General features: G+C 67.5%; 23 protein-coding genes. 9 read left to right on the forward strand and 14 right to left on the reverse strand.

The features are described from left to right. The first annotated feature begins 173 nt into the window (after window positions 1–173). Entirely contained in the window at window positions 174–785 is a 612-nt protein-coding gene (locus JHC36_RS03865; RefSeq protein WP_503006838.1) for a phosphatidylglycerophosphatase A family protein, read from the forward strand. 55 nt (window positions 786–840) lie between these two features. Beyond that, window positions 841–1,332, forward strand: a complete 492-nt coding sequence (locus tag JHC36_RS03870) for a CinA family protein (RefSeq protein WP_287916095.1) — start codon at window positions 841–843, stop codon at window positions 1,330–1,332. A 58-nt stretch (window positions 1,333–1,390) separates the two neighbouring features. On the opposite strand, the gene JHC36_RS03875 is transcribed toward JHC36_RS03870, so the two are convergent. The 8 genes from JHC36_RS03875 to hpf form a co-directional block, all read right to left on the reverse strand. Further along, a complete protein-coding gene (locus JHC36_RS03875) occupies window positions 1,391–1,879 on the reverse strand; it encodes a c-type cytochrome (RefSeq protein ID WP_287916098.1) in 489 nt (162 codons plus the stop codon). Window positions 1,880–1,950: 71 nt separating this feature from the next. Then, the gene (locus JHC36_RS03880; RefSeq protein ID WP_287916101.1) at window positions 1,951–2,784 is read right to left on the reverse strand and encodes a YecA/YgfB family protein; all 834 of its coding nucleotides are present in this window, start codon (window positions 2,782–2,784) and stop codon (window positions 1,951–1,953) included. Beyond that, window positions 2,781–3,269, reverse strand: a complete 489-nt coding sequence (locus tag JHC36_RS03885) for a PIN domain-containing protein (protein WP_287916104.1) — start codon at window positions 3,267–3,269, stop codon at window positions 2,781–2,783. Before JHC36_RS03885 ends, JHC36_RS03880 begins: the two co-directional genes overlap by 4 nt. Further along, window positions 3,266–4,570, reverse strand: a complete 1,305-nt coding sequence (locus JHC36_RS03890; RefSeq protein WP_287916107.1) for a THUMP domain-containing class I SAM-dependent RNA methyltransferase — start codon at window positions 4,568–4,570, stop codon at window positions 3,266–3,268. Before JHC36_RS03890 ends, JHC36_RS03885 begins: the two co-directional genes overlap by 4 nt. Then, on the reverse strand, window positions 4,567–6,168 hold the full coding sequence (locus tag JHC36_RS03895; protein WP_287916109.1) for an RNA polymerase factor sigma-54: 1,602 nt from the start codon (window positions 6,166–6,168) through the stop codon (window positions 4,567–4,569). The genes JHC36_RS03890 and JHC36_RS03895 overlap by 4 nt, the downstream gene beginning before the upstream one ends. Before the next feature lie 24 nt (window positions 6,169–6,192). Further along, on the reverse strand, window positions 6,193–6,990 hold the full coding sequence (lptB, locus tag JHC36_RS03900; RefSeq protein WP_287916111.1) for an LPS export ABC transporter ATP-binding protein: 798 nt from the start codon (window positions 6,988–6,990) through the stop codon (window positions 6,193–6,195). Then, window positions 6,987–7,592 (reverse strand): lipopolysaccharide transport periplasmic protein LptA, encoded by a 606-nt coding sequence (gene lptA, locus JHC36_RS03905; protein WP_124224178.1) that lies wholly within the window; start codon window positions 7,590–7,592, stop codon window positions 6,987–6,989. The genes lptB and lptA overlap by 4 nt, the downstream gene beginning before the upstream one ends. A gap of 284 nt (window positions 7,593–7,876) precedes the next feature. Beyond that, the gene (gene hpf, locus JHC36_RS03910) at window positions 7,877–8,209 is read right to left on the reverse strand and encodes a ribosome hibernation-promoting factor, HPF/YfiA family (RefSeq protein ID WP_124224179.1); all 333 of its coding nucleotides are present in this window, start codon (window positions 8,207–8,209) and stop codon (window positions 7,877–7,879) included. A gap of 326 nt (window positions 8,210–8,535) precedes the next feature. On the opposite strand from hpf, the gene corA reads away from it, so the two are divergent. Then, window positions 8,536–9,519, forward strand: a complete 984-nt coding sequence (gene corA, locus JHC36_RS03915) for a magnesium/cobalt transporter CorA (protein ID WP_287916116.1) — start codon at window positions 8,536–8,538, stop codon at window positions 9,517–9,519. Window positions 9,520–9,572: 53 nt separating this feature from the next. Here corA and JHC36_RS03920 read toward each other — a convergent pair whose 3' ends face one another. From JHC36_RS03920 to JHC36_RS03935, 4 genes are all read right to left on the reverse strand, one after another. Continuing rightward, window positions 9,573–10,346, reverse strand: coding sequence for a 5'-methylthioadenosine/adenosylhomocysteine nucleosidase (locus JHC36_RS03920; RefSeq protein WP_124224181.1), 774 nt, complete (start codon window positions 10,344–10,346; stop codon window positions 9,573–9,575). A gap of 119 nt (window positions 10,347–10,465) precedes the next feature. Next, window positions 10,466–12,142, reverse strand: a complete 1,677-nt coding sequence (locus tag JHC36_RS03925; RefSeq protein WP_287916119.1) for a long-chain-fatty-acid--CoA ligase — start codon at window positions 12,140–12,142, stop codon at window positions 10,466–10,468. 198 nt (window positions 12,143–12,340) lie between these two features. Then, window positions 12,341–13,753 (reverse strand): Re/Si-specific NAD(P)(+) transhydrogenase subunit beta, encoded by a 1,413-nt coding sequence (gene pntB / locus JHC36_RS03930; protein WP_287916122.1) that lies wholly within the window; start codon window positions 13,751–13,753, stop codon window positions 12,341–12,343. Window positions 13,754–13,766: 13 nt separating this feature from the next. Continuing rightward, window positions 13,767–15,383, reverse strand: a complete 1,617-nt coding sequence (locus tag JHC36_RS03935; protein WP_287916125.1) for a Re/Si-specific NAD(P)(+) transhydrogenase subunit alpha — start codon at window positions 15,381–15,383, stop codon at window positions 13,767–13,769. 128 nt (window positions 15,384–15,511) lie between these two features. On the opposite strand from JHC36_RS03935, the gene JHC36_RS03940 reads away from it, so the two are divergent. From JHC36_RS03940 to JHC36_RS03965, 6 genes are all read left to right on the forward strand, one after another. Next, entirely contained in the window at window positions 15,512–16,003 is a 492-nt protein-coding gene (locus JHC36_RS03940) for an NUDIX hydrolase (protein WP_287916127.1), read from the forward strand. After that, window positions 16,000–16,764, forward strand: coding sequence for a sulfite exporter TauE/SafE family protein (locus tag JHC36_RS03945; protein ID WP_287916130.1), 765 nt, complete (start codon window positions 16,000–16,002; stop codon window positions 16,762–16,764). Before JHC36_RS03940 ends, JHC36_RS03945 begins: the two co-directional genes overlap by 4 nt. Before the next feature lie 71 nt (window positions 16,765–16,835). Then, window positions 16,836–17,306, forward strand: a complete 471-nt coding sequence (locus tag JHC36_RS03950) for an FKBP-type peptidyl-prolyl cis-trans isomerase (protein ID WP_124224186.1) — start codon at window positions 16,836–16,838, stop codon at window positions 17,304–17,306. A gap of 279 nt (window positions 17,307–17,585) precedes the next feature. After that, window positions 17,586–18,719, forward strand: a complete 1,134-nt coding sequence (gene mnmA, locus JHC36_RS03955; RefSeq protein WP_287916134.1) for a tRNA 2-thiouridine(34) synthase MnmA — start codon at window positions 17,586–17,588, stop codon at window positions 18,717–18,719. Between the two features lie 70 nt (window positions 18,720–18,789). Further along, on the forward strand, window positions 18,790–19,119 hold the full coding sequence (locus tag JHC36_RS03960) for a hypothetical protein (RefSeq protein WP_287916138.1): 330 nt from the start codon (window positions 18,790–18,792) through the stop codon (window positions 19,117–19,119). 435 nt (window positions 19,120–19,554) lie between these two features. Further along, complete coding sequence (locus JHC36_RS03965; protein ID WP_287916140.1) at window positions 19,555–19,938, forward strand: hypothetical protein; 384 nt, start codon at window positions 19,555–19,557, stop codon at window positions 19,936–19,938. Window positions 19,939–20,013: 75 nt separating this feature from the next. Here the strand turns inward: JHC36_RS03965 and JHC36_RS03970 are convergent, their stop codons facing one another. Then, the gene (locus tag JHC36_RS03970) at window positions 20,014–20,475 is read right to left on the reverse strand and encodes a PaaI family thioesterase (RefSeq protein ID WP_124224191.1); all 462 of its coding nucleotides are present in this window, start codon (window positions 20,473–20,475) and stop codon (window positions 20,014–20,016) included. A 5-nt stretch (window positions 20,476–20,480) separates the two neighbouring features. After that, a partial coding sequence (locus JHC36_RS03975) for an alpha/beta hydrolase (RefSeq protein ID WP_287916144.1) occupies window positions 20,481–21,509 on the reverse strand: 1,029 nt, incomplete at its 5' end.

Genomic DNA, 21,509 nt, shown 5'->3' on the forward strand with positions numbered 1-21,509 from the left:
GCGCCGCCCAGGCGGCCGGCACGCCGGTCACATGCATCGGCACGATCGAAGCCGCGCCGGGCCTGCGCCTGCGCGCAACCGGCGGTGTCCGCCCCTGCCCCTACGGCGGCTACGACCATTTCGCCGCCCGAGTTGCCACCGAAGTCGGGGTCAGCGCTGCGGATAATGAAACCATGCCCATCGAAACCACGCCCTCCGCTGCATCCCCCGACGCCGCCGACCGGTCTGCATCCGTGCCGGAAGCAGCCCCGGCAGCATGCCCCGCCTCGAGCCTGCCGCCGCTGCCGCCGCGGGCCACGGCGCGCTTCATGCTCGCGCATCCGGCGCATGCGATTGCGCTGGGCTTCGGCTCGGGCCTGTCACCGGTCGCGCCGGGGACGGCCGGCACGCTCTGGGCCTGGCTGGCGTGGGCGGCGCTTGCACCCTGGCTCACACCGGCGCAACAAGGATTTTTCATCCTCGGCGCGTTGCTGGTGGGCTGGTGGGCCTGCACCGTCACCGCGCGCAACCTCGGCACCGACGACCCGAGCGCCATCGTCTGGGACGAGGTGGTCGCTTTCTGGCTGGTGCTGTGGTTGCTGCTGCCTGCGAGCTGGCTCGCGCAGACGGTGGCGTTTGCGCTGTTTCGCGCTTTCGACGCCATCAAGCGCGGCCCGGTGGGCTGGGCCGACCGGGTGTTTCACGGCCGCGGCTGGCGCGGCGGCTGGGGGATTTTGTTCGACGACCTGGTCGCTGCGTTCTGCACGCTGCTGGTGATCGCCGCCTGGCGCGCCTGGCTGGCCTGAGAGGCTGAGGGCCCTGGGCGTGGCAGCGGGGTCGCTCTGTTTTCAGGAGCATCAAATGACCGAAATACGCCGGGAACTGGCCGAAAAACTGCAAAAACTCGGCTGGATGATGGCCACCGCCGAAAGCTGCACCGGCGGCCTGATCGCAGCGGCCTGCACGGACCTGGCGGGCTCGAGCGCCTGGTTCGAGCGCGGCTTCGTCACCTACTCCAACGCCGCCAAGGCCGAACTGCTGGGTGTGGACCCCGCGCTGATCGAGCGTTTTGGCGCCGTGAGCGAGCCCGTGGCGCGCGCGATGGCCGAGGGTGCGCTCCGACACGCGCATGCCCAGATGAGCGTCGCCGTCACCGGCATCGCGGGCCCGACCGGCGGCAGCCCTGAAAAACCCGTGGGCACGGTTTGGTTCGGCTGGAGCCTGCGCACACCCGAGGGTGGGCTGCACACCGAAACCGAGCACCGCCGCTTCGACGGCGACCGCGCCGCGGTGCGCGCGCAAACGGTGGCGCATGCGCTGGCGGGAATCGTGCGCCGGTTGAGTCCAGCTTGAAGCCGTCCCGGACAAGGGCCGGAGGCTGCGCCGCGCGAGCGCCGGGTTCGCGTGGCGCTTACTTGCGGCGAAACTGCTTGTGGCAGCTCGTGCACTGGTCCTGCACGGCGTTGACCGCGCGGCGCATGGCGTCGAGGTCGTCGCCTTTGGCGGCGGCGAGCAGGGTTTGGGTGGCGGCGACGTACTGCTCGCGGGCTTTCGTGAACTCGGCAGCCTGGCTCCAGACCTCGGGCTTGGCGCGGCTCGGTGGGTAGTTGGCGTCGGGCGTGAAATACGGCCAAGGCTCGGGCGCGAGCCGCGCGAGCTCCTCGGCCTGGGCGAGGAATTTCTCGCGCTTGTAGGGCTCGCGCTCGCGCGCGACCAGGCCCATGGGCTCGAGGGTTTTGGCGAACTGCTTGAAGATCGCTCGGCGCTTGGTCACGGGCTGGCCCGGGTGGTCGTCAGGGGGCTCGCCGCTGCAGGCGGCAAGCCCCACGGCCACGAGCAGGGCCAGCACCAGCACACTCAAGCTCAAGCGCAGGCTGCGGATCATCGGAATCGATGGCATGGGTGTCGATGGCATGGGTGTCGATGGCATGGGTGAAGGATGGAAGGCAGGGCGCGCGCCGGGCTGGGCGCTCACTGGCCGCAGCACTTCTTGTATTTCTTGCCGCTGCCGCAGGGACACGGGTCGTTGCGGCCCGGCTTCAGGGCTCGGCGCACGGTTTCGACGCGCGGGCCAAGGGAGGCCCAGACGTCGTGCAGGTCGTACACCGCCCAGATCGCGTCGGCATAGGCGTCGAGGCGCGACTCGCTGATGCTGGGCGGGCCGTCTTCGGAAAAAGGCGAGAGCGTGGGCGGATCGCAGTCGTCTTCGGTGAGCGCATGGATCGCATCGAGGCTGTCGTCGATCAGGTCGGCGGCCTCGCGGTCGCGCGGCAGCGCCCAGTCTTCGGGCCAGCTTTCGACGGCGGTCAGGAAGCCGATGGCCCAGACCTGCGCGAACGAGGGCAGCTCCGCGCCACCGACTTCCTGCTCGAACGCGCGCCGATCGTCTTCGGACAGTTGCGCGACCATGCCGCGCATGTCGAGCAGTTCGGGCGCGTAGGCCTGCGGGTCGTCGAGGTTCTCCACCTCGGCTTGGAGCGCGGCCTTGACCTGCGCCAGACGGCGCTCCCACAGTTCGACGAAGCGCGCCGCCTGGGCGGCGTCGGCAAACACGCCGAACGTGCCCTCGCCGCCCGCGACAGAGGCGTCGTCGGTGCCGCCGCCGAACAGCACCTGCAGCGCTTCGGCCGTGGGCACGGGCGTGCGCGCGCAGGCCAGCGCGGCGATGAAGCCCTCGCAGAATTCCCACTGCGGGATGTCTTCGTTGCGCGTGCGCAGGTCGTCGAGGATGGTTTCGAGCGTCTCGTAGTCCTCGGGTTGCATTTCGGCGCCCTGCGGCGCGGGGGTGGTGGTGTCAGCGGTCATGCGGGGCCTCGTTCGGCAAGCGGCGGTGGGGAAAGCGTCGGCGCAGGCTCGGGAAAACCCGAAGTGTAGTCGCGCGCGGCGCGCACGCCGTGTGCGACCAAGCGTCGGCGCGTGGCCAGCACGGCGCGGTCTTTGCTGAGCAGCACCGCGCGGTAGGCCACGGCCAAGTCGATGAATTTCTGGTCATCGGCGTCGCGGCAGACCACGGGGGCGCGGGGCGCCGGCGCCACGCTGTGACTGGCAGCGTCGTAGCGCTCGAGTAGCGTGGCCGCCTCGAGGCCATGAAACCGGCGCCGCGGCACGATTTGCGGGTAGTCGAGGACGCGACGGAATTCCTCGCGCATCGCGGGCGTGGTCAGCCACACGTGGCGACCGGCTTCGAGCGCGCGCGCGAGCGGCTCGGCGGCCGGGTCGGCAAAGAGCAGCAGGTCGAGCGCGATGTTGGTGTCGAGCACGAGCGCGCGGCCGGCGTAGGCCTCGTTCATCCCGGCGCCCCGGGCTGCGCGGCGGCGTCTGCCGCGGGCCCGCGCGCGGGCCGCACCGCGCCGCGCACCAGGTCGAAGCGGAACAGCCGGCATTCGATCGGGCCGTTCCACATCGGCACGCGGCGGCTTTCTTTGAGGCGCATTTTGGCCGGCAGCTTGAGGTCGGGCGTGAGCAACCAGGCAGTCCAGCCCGCGTAGTGGCGCTTCCAGTGGCTGGCCAGTTGGGCGAAGAAATCGCCGCCGTCTTCGGTCTGCGCGAGTTCGCGCGCCCCAAAGCGCGGCCCAGCCTCAGCGTCTTGCCCCGAGCGGGTACCGGCCACGCCTGCGACCGCGATGCGCTCGCCATACGGCGGGTTGAGCAGCACCACACCCGGCGTCTCGCACGGCGGCAGACGCTGCAGTGCGTCGCCGCCCCGCAGTTGCACGGCGTGGGCGACGCGGGCGCGTTCGGCATTGCGTTGCGCGAAATCGACCATGCGGTGCGCGACATCGCTGCCAAACACCGGCGCCGTCGGGGCGTGCTCGGCCGCGCGGGCTTGGTCTTTGAGGTCTTGCCAGACATGAGCCTGAAACGGCAGCATTTTCTCGAAGGCAAAGCGGCGCTGGCCGCCCGCAGCGATGCCGCAGGCGATTTGCGCCGCCTCGATGACGATGGTGCCGCTGCCGCAGCAGGGGTCGTAGAGCGGCACGCCGGCAGCGCAGCCGCCCTCGGGATCGGTGCTCCAGCCGCTGGCAGCGAGCATGGCCGCGGCCAGCGTTTCCTTGAGCGGCGCGTCGCCCTTGTCCTCGCGCCAGCCGCGCTTGAACAGCGGCTCGCCCGAGGTGTCGATGTAGAGCGTGGCAGTGTCGGTGGTCAGGTGGGCATGGATGCGCACGTCGGGGTGGCGCGTGTCCACGTCGGGGCGCACGCCGCCGGCCTTGGCGCGGAAGCGGTCGGCGACCGCGTCCTTGATCTTGAGCGCGGCGAAGTTGAGGCTTTGCAGCGGGCTGTGCTGCGCGGTGACTTCGATCTTGAAGCTCTGGCGCGGCGTGAACCACAGCTCCCACGCCACGGCGGAAGCCGCCTCGTAGAGGTCACGCTCGTTGCGGTACGAACGGTGGCCAACCTGCACCAGCACGCGCTGCGCGAGTCGGGTGTGCAGATTGAGCCGCATCGCATCACGCCAGCTCGCGCGCACGCGCACGCCGCCACGGTGGCTCAGCAGGTCCTGGCCTTGCGCGCCGGTGAGGGCGTGCACTTCGGCGGCGAGGTAGTCCTCGACACCGCTGGCGCAGGGAAGAAACAGGGTGAGATCGTTCACAGGGTCTTTCGCAGGGGAGCGGGCGCGATGCGCATCGCCTCTCGGTATTTGGCGACGGTGCGGCGCGCGCAGGCGATGCCTTGCTCTTTGAGCATGTCGGCGATCTGGCCGTCGCTTAAGGGATGGGCGGGGTCTTCGGCGTCGATGAACTGGCGGATCAGCGCGCGCACCGCCGTGCTCGAGGCGCTGCCGCCCGCTTCGGTGTCGAGGCCCGAACCGAAGAAGTATTTGAGCTCGAAGGTGCCGCGCGGCGTGGCCATGTATTTGGCGGTGGTGACGCGGCTCACGGTGGATTCATGCAGCCCGAGTTCGTCGGCAATCTCGCGCAGCACCAGGGGCCGCATGGCGAGTTCGCCGTGCACGAAAAAGCTCTTTTGCCGCTCGACGATGGCGCGCGAGACACGCAGGATGGTGTCGAAGCGCTGCTGGATGTTCTTGATGAACCAGCGCGCTTCCTGCAAGCGCGCAGACAGCGCAGCGCTCCCCTCGCCCTTGTGCTCGCGCAGGGCGCGGGCGTAGATGTCGTGCACCCGCAGCCGCGGCAACACCTCGGGGTTGATCTGCACGCGATAGCGGGGCTGCGCGCCCTCGGTGTCGGCCGTGACGATGACATCGGGCACGATCACCAGCCGCTCGGCCTGAGCAAAGCGCCGCCCCGGCTTGGGTTCGAGCCGGGCGATGAGCGCGAGCGCGGCGCGCAGCTCGGTTTCATGACGCCCGGTGGCGGCAGCGAGCCGCTTGAAGTCGCGCCGCGCCAACCACTCGAGCGGCTGGGCCAGCACGTCGAGCGCGGCGGCTGCGACCGACTCGCCATCGGCGGCGCGCTCACGCACCTGCAAGCGCAAGCACTCGGCGAGATCCTGCGCGCCCACGCCCGTCGGCTCGAGCGACTGCAACAGGCCGCGCGCGACGGTGAGGCGGTGCACCAGCTCATCGAAGCGCTCGGCATCCTCGCGCGGGCACAGCGCTTCGGCCAGGCGCTCGAGCGGTTCGCTGAGGTAGCCGTCGTCGTCGAGCGAGTCAATGAGGAAATCCAGCGCGGCGCGGTCGACCGGGTCGAGCCGCAGCGCCAGCGCCTGGCGGTGTAGATGCTCGGAGAGGCTTTCCTCTGAGCCGGCGCGCTCCCAAGGCGATTGAGCATCCTCATCCTCGCCGCCAGCGGATCCGGATACGCCGCTGCGGCCTTCGGCGCCATCGAAGGGCGCGTCGTCTTCGCGCTCCCCGTGCGGCGCCTCGTCGGGCGAGCCCGCCCAGTCGGTCGGACCCTCCCAGTCGGGTGCGGCGGCTTCGGCGCCGTGGTCGGCCTCGGGCGTGGCCCCAGCGCCTTCATCCAAGCCGAGGGGGCCCGATGCCGGCGTCGATCGGTCTTCTTCTGCTACGAAATCAGGATTGGCCAGCGCAGACTCGGGCGGCGCCTCGTCACCAGCGAGGCCCGCGGACTCGGTCTCGGCGCGCTCGAGAAACGGGTTCTCGTCGAGCATCTGCTCGATTTCCTGTCCGAGTTCGAGCGTGGACATTTGCAGCAGCCGGATCGACTGCTGCAACTGCGGCGTCAAGGCCAGATGCTGCGACACCCGCAGCGACAAGCCTGGCTTCATGGGCGTGCCCTCTGCATCACCGACCTACATGCGGAAGTGTTCGCCGAGGTAGACGCGGCGCACCTCCGCGTTGTCGATGATGGCCGCCGGTGTGCCTTGCGCCAACAGCCGACCCTCGCTGATGATGAACGCGTGGTCGCAAATGCCCAGCGTCTCGCGCACGTTGTGGTCGGTGATGAGGACGCCGATGCCGCGCCCTTTGAGGAACGCGACGATGCGCTGAATCTCGATCACCGCGATCGGGTCGATGCCGGCAAAGGGCTCGTCGAGCAGGATGAAGCGCGGCTGTGTGGCCAGCGCCCGCGCGATCTCGACACGGCGCCGCTCCCCACCCGAGAGCGAGACGGCGGGCGCATCGCGCAGATGCTCGACGCGCAGTTCGCGCAGCAGCGCGTCGAGCCGGCGCTCGAGCGCCTCACCCGCGAGCGGGCGGCCGGTTTCATCCCGCTGCAACTCCAGAATCGCCCGCACGTTCTCCTGCACGGTGAGCTTGCGAAAAATCGACGCCTCCTGCGGCAGGTAGGACAACCCGAGCCGTGCGCGCCGATGGATCGGCATGTGCTCGATGTGCTGCTCGTCGATCCAGATTTCGCCCGCGTCGGGTCGGATCAGCCCCACGATCATGTAGAAGGACGTCGTCTTGCCCGCGCCATTGGGGCCGAGCAAGCCCACGACCTCGCCCTCGTGCACGGTCAGCGAAACGTCATGCACCACCGTGCGCGCCCCGTAGGCTTTGCGCAGATGTCGGGCCTCGAGCTTGCCCGCCGCCACGCGCGGCTGCGTCGAAGGCGCCGCGTAGGCTTCGTCGAGCCGCTGCGTCATCGGACCGCCCCACCCAGGGCGCTGGCGGGCCGCAGCGGCGAGGTCGCCGCCGGCAGCGCGCTGGTCGGTGCCGAAGCCGCCGCCCGCGGCGCGATGACCGCGCGCACACGCCCGCCACCGGGCACCTCCCGCACACCGTCGACGCTGAACTGGCCGCTGGCGTGCTCGTAGACGATCACCTCGCCCGTCACCTGATCGGCCAGCGTCTCCCCGCGCAGACGCCGCAACTCGGCGCGCCGCACGAAGCGCACGCGGTCGGCGCGCCCGTCGTACTCGATACGCTCGGCCTCGCCCTCGATGAACTCATCGACGCCGTCGCGCTTTTGCCGGAAGAACGCACGCTCACCGGGCGCGGCCGTCAGCGTGCCCGAGACTTGGCCATCGGGCTCTTGCCGCACGACCAGTTGCGCGCCGCGCATCACGATGGTGCCCTTGGTGGCCACCACGTGACCGGTGAAAGTGCTCGTCTGGGTGCGCTCCTCGTAGCGCAGCGCGTCCGACTCGATGTTCAGCGGTCGGTCCCGATCGGCGCGCTCGGCATGCGCGGCGGTGACGGCCGCCAAAACCAGCGCGGTCGCGGTGAGGAAAAATTGGGCGTTCATAAAGAGGGCATGAATCTTGCTGACGATTGTACGGTTGCCCCGGTGGCACGCCCGTCCGCCGCCATCAAGCAACGCAGCAGGCAACGCTGAATCCGTTCCCGCGATGGCGCGCGCCCGGTTTCGGGATGCGATGCCAGGCGCAAACCGAGGCAATAGCCGCAGCTGTGGCGTGGATCGTCAACGACGCAGACCGCCCGCAGCCGGGATGCGCGGCGCGCCAGGCGCTTGTTCAGCGTTGCCATAAAAAAGGCCGCCCGAAAGCGGCCCGCTTCAGCCAGGAATGTTCACGCGACCAATCGCTTGGCCGCCTCCTGATGATGATCCTGCAATCGGCTCTTGTGCTGCACGACCTGGCGGTCGAGTTTGTCCATGAGCTCGTCGATGGCCGCATACAGATCGGCATGGGCCGACTGCGCGAACAAGTCGTTGCCCTTGACGTGGATCGTGCATTCGGCCTTTTGCCGTTTGTCTTTTTCCTTTTGGTTGTCCACGGTGAGCAGGACCTTGACGTCCACCACCTGGTCGAAATGCCGGATGACGCGCTCGAGCTTGGCCTTCACATAGTCGCTCAGGGCGGGAGTGACTTCGAGGTGGTGACCGCTGATCGTCAGGTTCATGAATAGCCTCCTGTTGCTCTCGGAATGGAATGCCGCCAACCGGACACGCTCGGCAGCGGCTGTAACGGGCCTGACATGTACGCCCGAATCCACTATGCCCGCGACCGCGCGCTTTGGCAATGACCGGCATCATTCCCCAACGTGGCCGGGGAATCGCTCGCTGCCCGGTCGGGGCGATGCCATAATTTCGGGGTTCACGATTTCCGCAAGCTTCCCCATGGAAAACCCCGCGAGTCGCTAGCTTTCGGCACCCTGTGCGCGGTGGGTGTCGAAAGCGTTGATGTTCGAGACCGCCAGCCCACCCAGACACGCCAGGGAGTTCACTCGTGCTCAATGTTTTCACGCTCGTCAACGGCCGCCTGTTCCAGGAAGAAATCGAGTCGCTCGAAGAGCTCTCGCGCTTTCAGCCCATCTGGGTCGACCTCGAATCGCCGAGCGTCGAAGAAAAGCGCTGGGTCAAGCAGTATTTCGGCCTGTCGATCCCGGAAGACGTTACCGACGAAGACCTCGAAGAATCGGCGCGCTTCTACGAAGAGCCCAACGGCGAGCTGCACATCCGCAGCGACTTCCTGATCGACGATGACGAGCCGCGCACGGTCCGCGTGGCCTTCATCCTGAACCAGCACAACGCCGAGCTCAAAAGCCGCGGCGTGCTGTTCTCCATCCACGACGAGGACGTGCCGGTGTTTCGGCTGCTGCGCATGCGGGCCCGCCGCGCGCCCGGCCTGATCGACGACGCCAAGGACGTCTTGCTCAAGCTCTTCGACGCCGACGCCGAATATTCGGCCGACACGCTCGAGGAAATCTACGACCAGCTCGAGCGCGCAGGCAAGCTCGTACTCTCGGGCGACGTGACCGATGCGGTCGCCGGCGAAGTGCTCGGCGCGATTGCGCGCCAAGAAGACTTGAACGGCCGCATCCGCCGCAACATGATGGACACCCGCCGCGCAGTGAGCTTCATGATGCGCAGCAAGATGCTCAACGCCGAGCAGTTCGAGGCCGCGCGCCAGTTGCTGCGCGACATCGACAGCCTCGACAGCCACACGGCCTTCCTGTTCGACAAGATCAACTTCTTGATGGACGCCACCGTTGGCTTCATCAACATCAACCAGAACAAGATCATCAAGATCTTCTCGGTGGCCAGCGTCGCGCTGCTGCCCCCGACCTTGGTGGCGAGCATTTACGGCATGAACTTCAAGTACATGCCCGAGCTCGAGTGGCAGGCGGGCTACCCGTTTGCGCTCGCGCTCATGGTCGCCTCGGCCGTGGTGCCGATGATCTATTTCCGCCGCCGCGGCTGGCTGAAATAGCCCCGCCGGCAAGATTTTTTCAGCCTTTTTGCCCAGACCCCAGCGCCAAACGGTCAGTGGGCGCTATTATTTTTGATATTGTCCAGCAGCGCGTCGATCACCGCGAGGCTGTAGGGGCTCGCCACCGTGCGCACGAAGCGCATGAAATCGGCGTGCGCGGCGTCGTCCGCGCGGTCTGAAATCGTGCGCACCACCGCGAGCGGCACGCGGCAGTCGTGGCAGACCTGGGCGAAGGCTGCACCCTCCATCTCCACCGCCAGCGCATCGGGCAGCGCGCGCTGCAAGGCCCGGCTTTCCTCGGCGGTGGAGACGAAGCGGTCGCCACTGATCAGCAGCCCCTGATGCAGGCGCGGCCTTCCGAGCCCCAGCGCTTGCAGCGCGTCGGCCAAGCCGTGGCGCCCGAGGTTCTCGAGCGCCGCGCCGGCGGCCGCGCACAGCGCATCGGTCCAAGCCGCATCGGCCTCGTAGCGGGCACGGCCGTGCCCCGGCACGACGTATTTTGGAAAAATCGGCGAGGCGTCGAGGTCGTGCTGCAGAAAAGACCGTGCAACGACCACGTCGCCCACCCGAACGCCTGCGCCCAAACCGCCCGCCACCCCGGTGAACACGATCGCGCGCGCCCGGCAGTGCTCGGCCAACAAAACTGCCGTCGTCGCCGCCGCGACTTTGCCAATGCCCGAAAGCGTGGCCACCACCGGCAGGCCATCCCAATGGCCGTGCAGAAAATCGCGCCCGGCCACGCGCTCCACCCGCGCATCGGGCAGACGGGCGAGCACCGCGTCGAGTTCTTCGCGCATCGCGCTGACCAGGGCAATCGGTCGGTTCATGGGTCTGAGCGGCTCTATGGAACGTCGGAATTTGTGGAAGGCAAAAAGGCAACAGGCCGCCGAAGCGGCCTGCCGATGCTGCCACAAGCCCGCGCCCGTCTGGGCGCAGTGCAGCGCGGTCAGCGCTTGTCGCGCAGCTCGCGCCGCAGGATCTTGCCCACCGGCGTCTTGGGCAGTTCGGTCCGGAATTCGATGATCTTCGGCTGCTTGTAGCCGGTGAGGTTGTCGCGGCAGAACGCGCGCACCGCGGCTTCGGTCAACGCCGGGTCCATCTTGACGATCACGAGCTTGACCGCTTCGCCCGATTTCTCATCAGGAATGCCGACCGCCGCGCATTCGAGCACGCCCGGACATTCGGCCACCGTTTCCTCGATCTCGTTGGGGTAGACGTTGAAACCGCTGACCAGAATCATGTCCTTCTTGCGGTCGACGATGCGGAAATAGCCGCGCTCGTCCATCACGCCGATGTCGCCGGTGCGGAAGTAGCCGTCGGCGGTCATCACCTTGGCCGTCTCGTCGGGCCGCTGCCAGTAGCCCGCCATGACCTGCGGCCCACGGATCGCAATCTCGCCGGGCTGCCCCGGCGGCACCTGATGGCCCTCGTCGTCGAGCAGCTTGATGTCGGTGCTGGGCAGCGGCACGCCGATCGTGCCGGTGAATTCGGTGCTGGTGACCGGGTTGCAGCAGGCCGAGGGGCTGGTCTCGGACAAGCCATAACCCTCGCAAATCGGGCAGCCGGTCTTCTCCAGCCACAGCCGCGCCACCGCGCTCTGAACTGCGGTGCCGCCGCCGAGCGAGACTTTGAGGTGCGACCAGTCCACCTTGTTGAAGTCGGGGTGGTTGGCCAACGCATTGAACAAGGTGTTGACCGCGGGGAAGCTGTGCACCTTGTGTTTGGACAGCTCCTGCAGCACCGCGGGAATGTCGCGCGGATTCGGAATCAGCACCAGCTTGCCACCCGTGCGCATGGTCAGCATCATGCCCACGGTGAAGGCGAAGATGTGATAGAGCGGCAAGGCGCACACGGTGGTGGGCTGCTCGCCCTTCGGAATCTTGTCCATTACCGGCTGGTTCCAGGCTTCGGACTGCAGCACGTTGGCGATGATGTTGCGATGCAGCAGCGCCGCACCCTTCGAGACGCCGGTCGTGCCGCCGGTGTACTGCAGCACCGCGACGTCGTCGGGGCCAATGGAAGGCGCTTTGAAGGGGGCACGGGTGCCGCGCGCGATCGCGTCGTTGAACCGCACCGCCTGCGGCAGGTTGAACGGCGGCACCATCTTGCGGCGATTGCGGATCACATAGTTGACGATGGCACCCTTGACCAGGCCCAGCATGTCGCCGAACGCGCACAGCACCACATGCTTGACCTCGGTGTGTCCGATGCACTGCTCCAGCGTGTGCGCGAAGTTTTCGATGATGACGATGGCCTTGGCGCCCGAGTCTTTGAGCTGATGCTCGAGCTCGCGCGGCGTATAGAGCGGGTTGACGTTGACGACGATCAGGCCCGCGCGCAGGATGGCTGCCACCGCCACCGGGTACTGCGGCACGTTGGGCATCATGATCGCCACGCGGTCGCCTTTGACCAGCCCCAGGCTCTGGAAGTACGCCGCCAGCGCCTGGCTCAAGGAATCGACCTGGGCATAGGTGATGTCCTTGCCCATGAAGCTGTAGGCCACGCGATCGGCGTACTTGCGAAAGCTCTCTTCCATGAGCTCGACCAGCGAGCGGTAGACGCTCGGATCGATCTCGGCGGGAACGCCCGGGGGGTAGCTTTGTAGCCAGATGCGGTCGGACATAAAAGGTCAACTCCGTGGAAGATCCGCCGCAGGCGCGGCGTACAAATGGAAACAGCCGCCATTCTGTCGTGAAACTGACAGCTCGGCGGCTGTGTTTTCCCTAGGCAAACCTAGAGAGGCGGCTCGAAAATCCCCCGAATCGAGGCAAAGTCGAAGCCATGCCCATCAAAGCGGACGGCCAATGGGTTCGGCCCTGCTTCAGCCTTTGAGCGCGACGAACACCTCGTCGAGCATCTTCTTGGCATCGCCAAAGAGCATGCGGGTGTTGTCTTTGTAAAACAGCGGGTTTTCGACACCCGCATAACCGGTGGCCATGCTGCGCTTCATCACGATGCAGGTGCGGGCCTTCCAGACCTCGAGCACCGGCATCCCCGCAATCGGGCTATTCGGGTCTTCCTGCGCGGCCGGGTTCACGATGTCGTTGGCGCCGATGACCATCGCGACGTCCGCATCGCTGAACTCATCATTGATCTCGTCCATCTCGAAGACGATGTCGTACGGCACCTTGGCCTCGGCCAGCAGCACGTTCATGTGGCCCGGCATGCGGCCCGCCACGGGGTGGATCGCGAAGCGCACGTTCACCCCCCGCTCGCGCAGCAGCCGCGTGATTTCCGACACCGTGTGCTGGGCCTGGGCCACCGCCATGCCATAGCCCGGAACGATGATGACGTTCTTGGCTTCGCGCAGCAGCTCGGCCGTCTCGACCGCGCTGATCGGATGCACCTCGCCGCCCACCGCCGCACCCGCCCCTTGCGGTTTTTGCTCGGTGGTGCCAAAGCCCCCGGCAATCACGCTGATGAAGCTGCGGTTCATCGCGTTGCACATGATGTAACTCAGGATCGCGCCCGACGAGCCGACCAGAGCGCCCGTGACGATCAGCAAGTCGTTCGAGAGCATGAAGCCCGTCGCCGCCGCCGCCCAGCCCGAGTAGCTGTTGAGCATCGACACCACGACCGGCATGTCGGCGCCGCCGATCGCCATCACCATGTGCACGCCAAAGAGCAGCGCCACCGCCGTCATGATGGCCAGCGGCACCAGGCCCTGCTCCACGGTTTCGGTCTGCAGATAGGCGCGACCAAACCACAGCACCAGCAGCAAACCGGCCAGATTCAGCCAATGGCGCGCCGGCAGCAGCAAGGGTTTGCCGCCGATGCGGCCCGAGAGCTTGCCGAACGCCACGAGCGAGCCCGAGAACGTGACCGCCCCGATGAAGATGCCGATGTAGATCTCGAGCTCATGCACGGTGCGCGCCGCCCCGGTGTACGCACCGATGGCGGTCGGATCGATCGCGGTGGCGTAACCGACCAGCACCGCGGCCAAGCCCACCATGCTGTGCATCAAGGCCACGAGCTCGGGCATTTGCGTCATCTGCACGGTCCGGGCGGCATAGAGGCCGACCGCCCCGCCAAGCAGCATGGCAGCGATGATCCAGGGCAGCCCTTGCGCCGTGACCGCAGGGCCGAACACGGTGGCCAGAACGGCCAGCGCCATGCCGACCATGCCGTAGAGATTGCCCCGGCGTGCCGTCTCCTGATTGGACAGGCCCCCGAGGCTGAGGATGAAGAGAATCGTCGCTCCGATGTAGGCGACGGCGGTCAGACTGGTGGACATGCGTCGTCTCCTCTTATTTGCGGAACATCGCCAGCATGCGCTGGGTCACGGCGAAGCCGCCGAACATGTTGATGGCCGTGAGCACGACCGCAGCCGCCGCCAGCCACCGGATCCAGTCGTCGGGCCGCTCGGGCGCGCCGGTCGGGGAGATTTGCACGAGCGCGCCGATCACGATGATGCTGCTGATGGCATTGGTCACGCTCATGAGCGGCGTGTGCAGCGCGGGCTTGACGTTCCAGACCACCATATAGCCCACGAAGCAGGCGAGCACGAACACGGTGAAGTGCGACAGGAACTCGGGCGGCGCGTAGCGCCCGATCAGCCAGAACAACACGGCCGCGACCGCCGCCAGCACTGCCAGGCGCGTGGCCGGCAGCGGGCCGGAGACCTCCCCGTGGGCGGCGGCTTTCTTGGCCGCCGCGGCCGGCGCCACGGCCGGTTTGGCGGCAGCCGGGGGCAGCTTCGGGGGCGGCGCGGGCCAGGTGATCTCGCCGTCCTTGATGACGGTGAGGCCACGGATGGCATCGTCTTCCATGTTGATGTGGATGACGCCGTCCTTGGTCTTGCACAGCTCCTCGGTCAGGCGCAGCAGGTTCGTGGCGTACAAGGTGCTCGACTGCTTGGCCAAACGCGACGGCAGATCGGTGTAGCCGACGATGGTCACCTCGTGGCGCACCACGGCCTCGCCGGGAACGGTCAGCTCACAGTTGCCCCCCTGCTCGGCTGCCATGTCGACGATCACGCTGCCGGGCTTCATGGTCTGCACCATCTCGGCGGTGATGAGTTTGGGCGCAGGCTTGCCCGGAATCAGCGCGGTGGTGATGATGATGTCGACCTCGCGCGCCTGCTTGGCGTACATCTCACGCTGCGCTTGCTGGAAGCCCTCGCTCATGACCTTGGCGTAACCGCCGCCGCCCGAGCCTTCTTCCTCATAGTCGACCTTGACGAATTCGCCCCCGAGCGAAACGACCTGATCGGCCACCTCACTGCGGGTGTCGTTCGCGCGCACGATCGCGCCCAAGCCCACGGCCGTGCCGATGGCCGCCAGGCCCGCCACCCCCGCGCCGGCGACGAACACCTTGGCCGGCGGAACCTTGCCCGCAGCGGTGATCTGGCCGTTGAAAAAGCGGCCAAAGACGTAAGCGGCCTCGATCACGGCGCGGTAGCCGCTGACGCCGGCCATCGAGGTCAGCGCGTCCATCTTCTGCGCGCGGCTCAGCGTGCGCGGCAGGCAATCCATCGCCAGCACCGTGACTTTTTGGGCGGCGAGCTGCTGCATCAGCTCGGGGTGCTGCGCGGGCCAGATGAAGCCGATGAGCGTCTGCCCAGCGTGCATGCGGGCGACTTCCTCCGCGCTGGGCGGACGAACCTTGAAGACGATGTCGGCACGCTGCCAAAGCGCCGCCGCGTCCGGGGCGATCTCGGCACCGACCGCGCGATAGGCCTCGTCGCTGAACGACGCCGCGGCACCCGCGCCCGATTCGACGCAGACGGAAAAGCCGAGCTTGCGCAGCCGCTCGACGATTTCGGGCACAGTGGCCACGCGTTTCTCACCGGGATAGACCTCGCGCGGAACGCCGATGCATTGCGCCGCAGGCGCGGCCGCCGGGGGGGTAGCCTCGGATGACATGGGGATTCCTCCTCGTGTGGGTGTTCTCATCGGGCCGAGCCTCTGCCCACGCCGCAGCGCGGGCGACCGCCCAACGCGGGGGAGCTTAACGGAAAAACGGCAAGCCACGCGCGTCCGATAATCGAGGCATGACTCAAACCCGATGGAAACCCAGTGTCACGGTGGCGGCGATCATCGAGCGCGACGGCCGCTATTTGCTCGTCGAGGAACACACGCCCGAAGGGCTGCGGCTCAACAATGCGGCGGGCCATCTCGAGCCGGGCGAGTCGCCGATCGAAGCCTGCGCGCGCGAGGCGCTGGAGGAAACCGGCTACGCCTTCGAGCCGACCGGAGTGCTCGGCGTGTATCTGTCGCGCTTTCAGCGCCCGAGCACGGGCGAGGACATCACGTACCTGCGGCTCGCTTTCTGCGGCAGGCTGGGCGCGCACGATAGCGCGCGCGCGCTGGATCACGGCATCGTGCGCACGCTGTGGATGCCACCTGAGGAAGTGCGCGCGAGCACGCCGCGGCATCGCAGTCCGCTCGTGCTGCGCTGCATCGAGGACCATCTCGCCGGCCAGCGCTTCGACCTCTCGCTGATCTACACGGACCCAAGCGTCCTGCGGGCGGTGGCCCCATGAACGAAACCGCCGGTATCTGGGCGCTGCTCGGTCTGGCCGCCTACGCCGCCGGGGTGCTCAACGCGATCGCGGGCGGCGGCAGCTTTTTGACTTTTCCGGCGTTGGTGTTTGCGGGTATTTCGCCGATTTCGGCCAACGCGACCAGTGCGGTCGCGGTCAGCCCGGGCTACCTCGGCAGCAGCTTGGGTTTACGGCGTGAACTCGCCCTCGTCCCCTGGCCGCAACTGCGGCGGGAAATGCTGATTTCGGCGCTCGGTGGCTGGTTCGGCGCGATGCTGTTGCTGGTCACGCCGGCGCGGGTTTTCTCCGGGCTGGTTCCGTGGCTGCTGTTGTTTGCGACGCTGCTGTTTGCGCTTGGGCCGCGCTGGGTCCGGGTCGGAGCGCCGGCGGCCGATGCGCCGCTGGCGCGCTGGCGCGCGCCCGCGTTGTTTGCGGTCTCGGTCTACGGGGGTTATTTCAACGGAGGCTTGGGCATCCTCCTGATGGCGCTCTACACGTTGGCGGGCGAATCGCGGCTGCCCGTGGCCAATGCGCTCAAGAACCTCAATTCATTTCTGCTCTCGCTCCTGTCGGTGGCGGCTTTCGCTTGGGCCGGCGCCATCGCCTGGCCGCAAGCGCTCTGGATGATGGCCGCCGCCACCCTGGGTGGCTACCATGGCGCCCGCCTGGCGCGCTGGCTGAGCCCGCGCTGGGTTCGGGGCGTCGTCATCGTGACCGGAACGGTCATGAGCGTAGCGTTCTTCGCGCGCAGCTTCGCCTAGCGGCCGTCGCTGCGCAACCCGGCCGTTCTCGTCGACAATTGGGGTTTTTCCACTTCAACCAAGGCTCTCTGATGAACATCGCCCCCAATGCCGTCGTCACGCTCGGCTACCGCGTGACCAACCTCGAGGGCGACCTCATCGACCCCGGTGCGCAGCCGCTGCGCTATCTGCACGGCCACAACGGCCTGTTTGCGAAGCTCGAAGCAGCGCTCGAAGGCAAAACCGTCGGCGACGCGGTCGAGGTCACGCTCGCGCCCGAAGAAGCCTTCGGCCCGCACAACGAGGATCTGGTCTTCGTGGAACCGCTCGAGCGCCTGCCGGAAGGCGTACAGGTCGGCACGCAGCTCGAAGCCCGAGGCCCCGAAGGCGCCCGTCTGCTGACGGTGACGCGCATCGAGTCCGGCCATGCCGAGCTCGACGCCAACCATCCCCTGGCCGGCATGGACCTGGTGTTCTCCTGCACCGTCAACGAGGTTCGCCCCGCCAGCGAGGAAGAACTCGCACATGGCCATGCGCACGGCCCAGAAGGTCACGAGCACTAAGGCAACGCTGAACAAGTCCCTCGCGCGTCGCGCATCCCGGCTGCGGGCGGTCTCGTCGAAAGCAAATCCTCGCCATAGCTTCGGCTATGGCTGCGGTTTGCGCCTCGCATCCCATCCCGCGGCCGGGCGCGCGCCATCACGGGGACTGATTCAGCGTTGCCCTAAGCATCAGCTGCCGAGAGGGCGCGCGTCCTGGAGAGAGCGGGTTCAGCCTGGCCCTCATTGCCCGCCCAGGCCGGGCCGGGGCGGGCCCCCGCTCGGTTTGTCGTTGTCTTTCCCATGAGCGAACGTCTCGAAACGCATCGCGTCGTCGTCGGCCTCTCGGGCGGCGTGGATTCGGCCGTCAGCGCCTGGCTGCTCAAGCAGCAAGGGCATGAGGTCGTCGGCATCTTCATGAAAAACTGGGAGGATGACGACGACAGCGAATACTGCTCGAGCCGCCAGGACTGGCTCGACGCCGCCAGCGTCGCCGACGTGCTGGGCATCGAGATCGAACATGTCAATTTCGCCGCCGAGTACAAAGACCGGGTCTTCGCCGAGTTTCTGCGCGAATACCAGGCCGGGCGCACGCCCAACCCGGACATTCTCTGCAACGCCGAGATCAAGTTCAAAGCCTTCCTCGACCACGCCATGCGGCTGGGCGCGGAGAAAATCGCCACCGGCCATTACGCCCGCGTGCGGCGCAACCCCGCCACGGGGCGCCATGAACTGCTCAAGGGCCTCGACCCCAACAAGGACCAAAGCTACTTCCTACACCGCCTGAACCAGGCACAACTGGCGAAAACGCTGTTTCCGGTCGGGGAATTGCACAAGACCGAGGTGCGGCGCATCGCCTCGGAAATCGGCCTGCCCAATGCGCGCAAGAAGGACAGCACCGGCATCTGCTTCATAGGCGAGCGGCCTTTCCGCGCCTTCCTCAACCGCTACATCCAGAGCGCGCCCGGCCCCATCGAGGACGACCGGGGACGCACCATCGGCGAACACATGGGTCTATCCTTCTACACCCTGGGTCAGCGGCAAGGCTTGGGCATCGGCGGCATCAAGGCGCGCGGAGCGCCGCGGGGCGGCGGCGAACACGCGCCCTGGTTCGTCGCGCGCAAAGACCTCGCGCGCAACACGCTCATCGTGGTGCAGGGGCATGACCATCCCTGGCTGCTCTCCAAACGGCTCACCGCGGCCGACGCGAGTTGGTGCGCCGGCGAGCCACCGGCCCCGGGCCGCTACGCCGCCAAGACCCGCTACCGCCAGGCCGACAGCGCTTGCGCATACGCAGCCAGCAACGAAGCGGGCACTCGCTTCTCTTTGAGTTTCGACGAGCCGCAATGGGCGGTGACACCAGGCCAGAGTGCGGTGCTCTATGAAGGCGAGGTCTGCCTGGGGGGTGGCGTCATCGACGGCAATGGCGCGGGTTGAGCAAGATCAAACGGATGACCTAGGGTTGTCACTAGAATCGCGCGGTTTCTGGCTCCACCCACCGCCCATCATGAACACCGTCGCATCCCCCGCCTGCACCGTCTCGCCCGAAGCTGCTTCCCGGGCTTTCCGCCGTCAACTGGTGCTGATGGCCACGCTGGGCACCTTCGTGCCGCTGGCCGTGTTGAGCCTGCTCTACACGCTGGCCCCACTGCCGCTGACGGCCCAGGCTGCCTCGATGCTGCGCGCCGCCAACGGCATCGCGGCGGTGGTCATCGGGCTCAACGCGCTGGCGGTCGCCGCGCTGGCGCTGGCCCGGACTTGGTTCATGCGCCGCGGGCTGGTCAGGCCCGTCGTGTGGCAACCGGTGCCAGTCGTGGGCCGCGGCGAATCGGCCTGAGGCTTTGCATCGAGCCCGCCAAGCCCGCTGACGCGGGCTTTGTTTTTGATAGCAACATCCGACCATTCCACGGTGGCGTTCGCTTGAACCTAAATCCGGCAGTTGGGCGCACCCGTGCGGGTCGTCATCGGGCACGCGGGCAAGGCGCAAACTGCAGACATGGCGGGTGCCATGGCGAGGATTTGCAACGCTGCCCCCGGGCCCGAGGGCGACTCGAACGGGTGCGCAGCGCTCACCCAAGCGGTGAACGGCCTCCGCACCGAAAATTGTTGAAACATCAACACCTTGCTTTTCGCGAGTAGCGGTCAACTGCCGGATTTAGGTTGAAATTGAGTCCACGACGGCACGGCGACCGGGCCCAGAGACGGGGAAGACCCTGCGCGCGCCTAGACCGGCTTCGCGGCGCACAATGATGCATAGCTCGAGGAGTCATCTATGAACTGGCTCAACAAACTACCAGGCTTTCAGCGCTCGCCTCACGGCCTCGAGTGGGTGCTGTGGAAGAAGCTGCCCAAGATTCTGCTGCTGGGCACGCTGCTGCCGGCGTTGGGCCCACTGGCGGCACGCTTGTGGTGGACGGACGATCCGCTGCCCGCAACAACGCTGCGACTGATGACCCGCATCGACTTCTTCGCCATCTCGCTGGTGGTTTTGCACTGGACGTTGGTGCTCACGCTCGCCATCGGCTGCGCAATCATCATCGTGATGAAAGGGCCCGCCTACGTCGCCGACGGCTACGAGCTCCCACACCGCGACCAGCCCGGTGGCGAGCCGGCAGGGGCCGCATCGCGCGAAGGCGAGCGCGTCAGGGCGCGCTGACGCGGCCCCCGCGCACCACCCACCCCGTGGCTGCACCGGCCAGCGCGGGCCGAGGCTCAGAAGCTGTACAGCTTCTCAAGCCCCGAAGTTCTCCGGCATCTGCACCGCCACCACCTCGCCGCGCGCGGTCAGCACGCCGCCCGAGCGCACCTCGGTGCGGACCACCACCTTGCGGCCCTTGATCTCCTGCACCCGGCCGCGAATTTCGACCGGCGCGTCGATGGGCGTAGGCTTGAGGAAATCCACATGCAACGATGCGGTGACGAAGCGAAACGCCGGCAGACTGTCCATGTCGCGCCCCTCCTGGCGGTACATCGCCGCGGCGGCCGTGCCAGTGCTGTGGCAGTCAATCAGCGATGCGATCAGCCCCCCATAGGCAAAGCCCGGCACCGAGGTGTGGAAGGGCTCGGGCTGGTACACGGTGACGGTTTCGTCGCCGTCCCAGATGGTCTTGATCTGATGCCCGTGTGGATTGAGTCGGCCGCAGCCGTAGCAGTGCGCAACGTTGTCGGGGTAATGGTCTTGAAAGGCGTCCATGGCGGTCATTGCAAAGTGAGGGAGGATGGGTCGAAGGCCGGCGTGGGCGCAGCGGGCAACGGCGGCGGCTGATGGGCGGTGCCACCGGCATCGTGCGCAGCCGCGAGGGGTGCGCCGGCCAGGTGCTTGTGCAGAAAAGCCCGCACAGTGTCGAACAGCGCCGGCTCGTCGTCGAATTGCTCGTGCGTGCCTTCGACGATGAGCAGTTCCACCGAGGCCGCACCCCGCCGCGCGAAGAGTTGCTCCACATCGTCCAGCGGCACGGTGCGGTCGCTGCGGCCGTGGATCAGCAAGACCGGACAGCGCGTCTGCGGCAAGGTGGTTTCGGGTGCGATACGGGCAAAGCGCGTGCCGATCACCGATTCCACATAGCGATTCACCAGCCAACCCAGCGGCCAATAGGAAATGTGACGGGCGGCAAGCCAGCGACGCATCACCTGCTCGGGATGTGCGAACGACGACACGCTCACGCCCGCCCGCAGGTCGTCGCGCTGCGACGCCGCCAGCAGCACCGCCGCCGCCCCCACCGAATGACCGAGCGCCGCGAGCCGCTCGGCGTCGACTTCGGGCTGACACTTGAGCCAGTCGAGCGCGCAGCCCAGATCCTCGGCAAAGCGCGGCAAGGAGCTGTGGTCATCCCGGTCGCTGCGGCCGTGGTTGCGCGCCTCGGGTAGCAGCACCGCATACCCCGCGCGCTGCAACGCTGCGGCCGCATGCAGCAGATGCCCCGCATGCCCACCCCAGCCATGCAGCAACACCACCGCGGGCGAAGGTTCGCACCCTTGGGCGCTCGCATACCAGGCAAACAGCCGCCGCCCCCGCGGTGCGGCGATCCAGACCGAGCGCGCGCCCACGAGCCCCGCATCCTCCGGCAGCACCGACGGCACCTCGGCCGGCGGCGTCAGGCCGCGGCGCAACATCCAGCGCGCCAGCAGCAGCACGGTGGCCAAGAGCAAGCCTGCGGAGCCCGCAGCGATCATCCTCTGTGCACCCGGACCGAACGCCTGCTGCGCCCCAAGGTGGCTGGCAGCACC

The organism is Tibeticola sp. (genome assembly GCF_022759015.1).
GTDB lineage: Bacteria > Pseudomonadota > Gammaproteobacteria > Burkholderiales > Burkholderiaceae_C > Tibeticola > Tibeticola sediminis.

Coding starts and splice junctions, on each gene's coding strand:
- lptB (WP_287916111.1), bottom strand. CDS start 6,990: ATGACGCAGCGGCTCGACGAAGCCTACGCGGCGCCTTCGACGCAGCCG.
- JHC36_RS03875 (WP_287916098.1), bottom strand. CDS start 1,879: ATGCCATCGATTCCGATGATCCGCAGCCTGCGCTTGAGCTTGAGTGTG.
- JHC36_RS03970 (WP_124224191.1), bottom strand. CDS start 20,475: ATGGACGCCTTTCAAGACCATTACCCCGACAACGTTGCGCACTGCTAC.
- JHC36_RS03880 (WP_287916101.1), bottom strand. CDS start 2,784: ATGACCGCTGACACCACCACCCCCGCGCCGCAGGGCGCCGAAATGCAA.
- hpf (WP_124224179.1), bottom strand. CDS start 8,209: ATGAACCTGACGATCAGCGGTCACCACCTCGAAGTCACTCCCGCCCTG.
- mnmA (WP_287916134.1), top strand. CDS start 17,586: ATGAGCGAACGTCTCGAAACGCATCGCGTCGTCGTCGGCCTCTCGGGC.
- JHC36_RS03865 (WP_503006838.1), top strand. CDS start 174: ATGCCCATCGAAACCACGCCCTCCGCTGCATCCCCCGACGCCGCCGAC.
- JHC36_RS03920 (WP_124224181.1), bottom strand. CDS start 10,346: ATGAACCGACCGATTGCCCTGGTCAGCGCGATGCGCGAAGAACTCGAC.
- JHC36_RS03965 (WP_287916140.1), top strand. CDS start 19,555: ATGAACTGGCTCAACAAACTACCAGGCTTTCAGCGCTCGCCTCACGGC.
- JHC36_RS03940 (WP_287916127.1), top strand. CDS start 15,512: ATGACTCAAACCCGATGGAAACCCAGTGTCACGGTGGCGGCGATCATC.
- JHC36_RS03960 (WP_287916138.1), top strand. CDS start 18,790: ATGAACACCGTCGCATCCCCCGCCTGCACCGTCTCGCCCGAAGCTGCT.
- JHC36_RS03935 (WP_287916125.1), bottom strand. CDS start 15,383: ATGTCATCCGAGGCTACCCCCCCGGCGGCCGCGCCTGCGGCGCAATGC.
- JHC36_RS03870 (WP_287916095.1), top strand. CDS start 841: ATGACCGAAATACGCCGGGAACTGGCCGAAAAACTGCAAAAACTCGGC.
- JHC36_RS03885 (WP_287916104.1), bottom strand. CDS start 3,269: ATGAACGAGGCCTACGCCGGCCGCGCGCTCGTGCTCGACACCAACATC.
- JHC36_RS03950 (WP_124224186.1), top strand. CDS start 16,836: ATGAACATCGCCCCCAATGCCGTCGTCACGCTCGGCTACCGCGTGACC.
- pntB (WP_287916122.1), bottom strand. CDS start 13,753: ATGTCCACCAGTCTGACCGCCGTCGCCTACATCGGAGCGACGATTCTC.
- JHC36_RS03895 (WP_287916109.1), bottom strand. CDS start 6,168: ATGAAGCCAGGCTTGTCGCTGCGGGTGTCGCAGCATCTGGCCTTGACG.
- lptA (WP_124224178.1), bottom strand. CDS start 7,592: ATGAACGCCCAATTTTTCCTCACCGCGACCGCGCTGGTTTTGGCGGCC.
- JHC36_RS03945 (WP_287916130.1), top strand. CDS start 16,000: ATGAACGAAACCGCCGGTATCTGGGCGCTGCTCGGTCTGGCCGCCTAC.
- JHC36_RS03925 (WP_287916119.1), bottom strand. CDS start 12,142: ATGTCCGACCGCATCTGGCTACAAAGCTACCCCCCGGGCGTTCCCGCC.